Origin of the sequence: Phocaeicola coprophilus DSM 18228 = JCM 13818, assembly GCF_000157915.1 — a bacterium.
GTDB lineage: Bacteria > Bacteroidota > Bacteroidia > Bacteroidales > Bacteroidaceae > Phocaeicola > Phocaeicola coprophilus.
Window position 1 is genome coordinate 27,811 of sequence record NZ_EQ973628.1, and the last position, 3,801, is coordinate 31,611.

Sequence of the window (3,801 nt, forward strand, 5' to 3'; positions counted from 1 at the left end):
ACTGGTCTTCAAACGGTGATTTGCACGATGGCTCTACCGAACGCAGGCTGACGCTTGCAGAAGTAGAGCCATCGAATGTTTTTGGTGGCTGGCTCACAGAAGTTGGTCCCCACTTCCGACATATCGTATTGCATGCGATGCCGAAAGTGACAACCTTTTGGGAAAGATGTTCCATCCGGTTTGCTCCGTGTCTGCAACACCAAGCAAAGCTCGGCTGATAGGCTTTTGCGATAAGCGGAGGACTCCAGTCCGTTGCCATAGAGAGAACCTGCGCAAGGTTTCCCTTCGCTTCACTTTGCAGGTTCTCACAACGGCAACGGTTTTCGGGAAGAACGTTACTTCGTGAGGGTATGGACATTAGGTCGCTCAGGCTTGTTCGTACTAATGTACACCCATTATACATTAGTACATGAAGGCTTGAACGAAGTAACGTGTTCGGCGGCTTGTACTAAGGTACTTTTCCCTTGGAGTCCAGGTTGAATGAAATGCCTGGTAAATCCTTGGAGCTTCCCGGTCTTTTTACGTTTTGTCGTGCAAAGGTACTGCGGACGAGAGAAACATCAAGTGCCGCTGACGCTTTCGGACGGAGGACTTTCCGGCAGCCTTCCACAATTTGTGCCAAATTGGGTATTCCGTAAAGTCCTCTGTCCTCACACTTGCCTTATTCTCCCAGATGTCCGCAGTGAGGGGATGCACGTAAAACGGTTTTCCCGACCGAGAAGCTCTAAAGGGCTTCACAAGAGGGAAAAGAATCGGATTCGTAATCATCAAAAATATTTGTTATGGACTATTCAGAATTATCCGGAGCTACCATCTCCGAACGTGACAAGGCTTTTGCCCAAGAGTTCGCCAACTTTGTAAATGGCAGTATGTGTTCACCTGACCAGACGGGCAGGGAACTAACCAAAGCTCACCGCTATCTGCAACAGCAGATGTTTATGGTGTTTTTCGGCTTTATGAAACAGTTGGCATACAACTATCAGCAGGGAAGATACGATGACCGCAACGAGTGGGCATCACGGCTTTCTGCAGAAGCCTATCAACGGCTCATCGAGTGTGACTTGATTTTTGACCCCGAATTTCCAACCTCTAAATAATACAGCTATGTGCAGACTTATGACAACGCAGTTGGAGGAAGCCTTGAAAGGCTTTCCTCTCTATTCTCAGGACGGCAAGGGAAAGGACGCAATTTGCCGTGCCATCTTCGCGCTCGGTGGCGTGCGATGGTTCATTCTTGAAGGTGAAAAGGAAGGCAACGACACCATCCTCTTCGGTATCGTCATCGGACTGATGGAGGACGAGTACGGCTACATCTCCTTGAACGAGCTGTCTGACATCGAATTGGATTTGACCCGACAAGGCTTCGGCAAGCTGCAAGTAAGGCAGCAGGAGAACTTCCATCCGGTGCCGCTGAAGAAGTTGCGTGACAGTCGTTTGCAGGAGTTCCTTGCAAGAATGGGAGAATGAGTGTGAGAACGAAGTGAAAAGTATGAACAAAATGACCTGCCTTATCCGTCACGGACTGGGCAGGTCTCAAATAGTAGGTTTCGTCTGAGTTATGATGAATGGAAATGTATTCAGTATCGCAGCCCAACTCGGTTGGACTGCTTCCGCTCAGTATAAGGAAGGCAGGCTCTTCTTTGACTTCCAACGGAAGACCTTGAGCGGTGTGCCGTTTACCTTCACGGCAGAAATGAAGGACGGCAAGGTGAGTAATCTGGTGAAGGAGATTGAGTCCTTCGTGGAAGCCATCGAGCCGGAGACCTGTGCTTCGGAGTGGATGGTTCAGTCGGGTGCCGTGGCGCCATCCCGTTTCCGGCAAGCTGTGAGCGACATGGATGCCATCCGCACCGATGCGTGGCTCTTGGCTTGCCAGCTTGCCGAAGCGGACGGCCAATCCGTCTTGGCAAGTCTGCCCTGGAGCCAGTGGAACTGAGTTCCGCGACCAAGCAAGTCCAAAGGTAGCCTTCTATTCGCGAGGGCTGTCCTTGAACTTGCGTCCTCTTCTCGGGAGACCCGCTTCCTTGTAGGCAATAAGGTCGCTTCCCCGGAAAAGGATGCCCCTTTTATCGGTATGGATCCGGATAAAAGGCAATGGTCGCTCGGGATGGTGGATGTAGTCGTAGATGGTGCATCGGTGAATCCCGAGGAAAAGGCAGGCTTCCTTCACGCTGTACTTGCGGTCAGGAGCTACTGCTATCGGTGCGTTCTTCAAATAGGTCATAATCAGCTGTTTTATGCGGTAAAGTTACGAAGAAAGGCACAGCACGGCAATAGCTCATCCGGTCGGCAAAGTGGGATTTTGGGTGACTTTGTGGGATTTTGTGATACCCTTTGCAAAAGGTCAGACAAACATTCATCCATTGTTCATCCATCATTCATTCAAGAAAAGGCAGTTAGTGAGGCTTTGCCATAAAAAACACTGTTTTCTCTAAGGGAGGCATATATTTAGGCGTTGATTCGGGTGACTGTTGACACCGCCCTTAAACCTCTTTCGTGAAATTCAGACCCCTCTCTATATCAATACTTTCTCTTTTTATAAAGAATAAAGAGTATAGATAGATGCCGGAAAAGTGTCAACGTGAGGATATGAACGAATATCGGCAAATGGATTTTGTCAACGGGTGTCAACGAGTGTCAACACTAATGGCTATATGGATAGTACTGATATTCAACAGATAACTGAATATCAATGGTGTCATTGCAAAATATGGTGGGTTCGAGCAGAAATGGCATCTATTTTTAAGGAGGAGAAGAAGCAGGAAAGCAGCAGTAGATAGATGATGAAGACAGCGTGAAACTCCCTGGAAAGGTTGAATGAATAACAGCCATCTCTGACTTTAGTGGAGAGATAACTCTAATCTGTGCTGATGATTTGCTGGAGAAGCAGGATGGAAGATAACCGCTCACCGTTTTCTCATCTTGCCTCCGAGGATGTTTTTTGCAAAGGTATGGCTGTCCCCACCAAACGTCAAATCCCTTGCACAAAATCTTCCTCAAACAAGTTGAGCGTATTTTCTGCCCTGAATTTGCCTTATTGGTGGCTGCCAGCCCTCTGAAAAAGCAAAAACATCCCTTCGGTCAAGCTGCAAAACAGCAAAACAAGAGGGAAAAAATCAGAGAGCATATGGCACACGTAGATGATAACCTCCAAAAGCAGCTGGCAAAACCTCAGACATGGTTCTGCAAGTATTTCCCCAAGCGCATCCGCAACGTCGGCGAAAAGGAAGTGGCTGACAGACAGCTTGTATATGACTTCAAGGACGGAAGAAGCCATGAGGCAGTGGCACAAATGACCGCAGCAAGCCTAAAGGAGCAGTATGGCGATGGTTGCAAGGACATCGTCTTCGTTCCGGTTCCGGCATCCACCACCGAGAAGAACGAACTCCGCTACAAGGCATTCTGCGAGAGAGTCTGCGCACTGACCGGAGCCATCAACGGCTACGACCATGTAAAGGTAACCGGTGGTCGCCTTGCCATCCACGAAAACCGCAAACTGGAGAAGGAAATCCGCAAGGTGAGCATCATCGAGTTTGATGAAATTTGGTTCAAAGGCAAGAATATTGTTACCTTTGACGATGTAATCACTCGCGGCATCACTTGGGCTACCTATTCCGACCAATTGGAGAACTTGGGCGCACACGTTCTCAGTGGCATCTTCTTGGCAAAGACCCATTACAAAGTAAAAACGAACTGACAATGATAGAAAAGAAAACAACGAAGGTAAAGGCAACGGCAAAGGCGGTTGCCTTTACCGGACATAGAGAAATATCCCATAACCATCAAGAACAAGTACGGGAA

Annotated in this window: 6 protein-coding genes; 5 read left to right on the top strand and 1 reads right to left on the bottom strand. The window is 48.4% G+C overall.

The genetic code is table 11. The features are described 5' to 3' along the window. The 4 genes from BACCOPRO_RS18235 to BACCOPRO_RS00100 form a co-directional block, all read left to right on the top strand. Positions 1-218, top strand: a 218-nt coding sequence (locus BACCOPRO_RS18235) for a hypothetical protein (protein WP_008139708.1), incomplete at its 5' end; no start/stop codon positions are given. Positions 219-782: 564 nt separating this feature from the next. Further along, positions 783-1,097, top strand: coding sequence for a hypothetical protein (locus BACCOPRO_RS00090; protein WP_008139711.1), 315 nt, complete (start codon positions 783-785; stop codon positions 1,095-1,097). A gap of 7 nt (positions 1,098-1,104) precedes the next feature. Continuing rightward, complete coding sequence (locus tag BACCOPRO_RS00095) at positions 1,105-1,467, top strand: hypothetical protein (RefSeq protein ID WP_040310993.1); 363 nt, start codon at positions 1,105-1,107, stop codon at positions 1,465-1,467. A 91-nt stretch (positions 1,468-1,558) separates the two neighbouring features. Further along, positions 1,559-1,936, top strand: a complete 378-nt coding sequence (locus BACCOPRO_RS00100; RefSeq protein ID WP_008139714.1) for a hypothetical protein — start codon at positions 1,559-1,561, stop codon at positions 1,934-1,936. 33 nt (positions 1,937-1,969) lie between these two features. Here the strand turns inward: BACCOPRO_RS00100 and BACCOPRO_RS17320 are convergent, their stop codons facing one another. After that, positions 1,970-2,224, bottom strand: a complete 255-nt coding sequence (locus tag BACCOPRO_RS17320; RefSeq protein WP_054856400.1) for a helix-turn-helix domain-containing protein — start codon at positions 2,222-2,224, stop codon at positions 1,970-1,972. A gap of 903 nt (positions 2,225-3,127) precedes the next feature. Here BACCOPRO_RS17320 and BACCOPRO_RS00110 point away from each other — a divergent pair. Then, positions 3,128-3,697, top strand: a complete 570-nt coding sequence (locus tag BACCOPRO_RS00110) for a hypothetical protein (protein ID WP_040310999.1) — start codon at positions 3,128-3,130, stop codon at positions 3,695-3,697. The last annotated feature ends 104 nt before the right edge of the window (positions 3,698-3,801 follow it).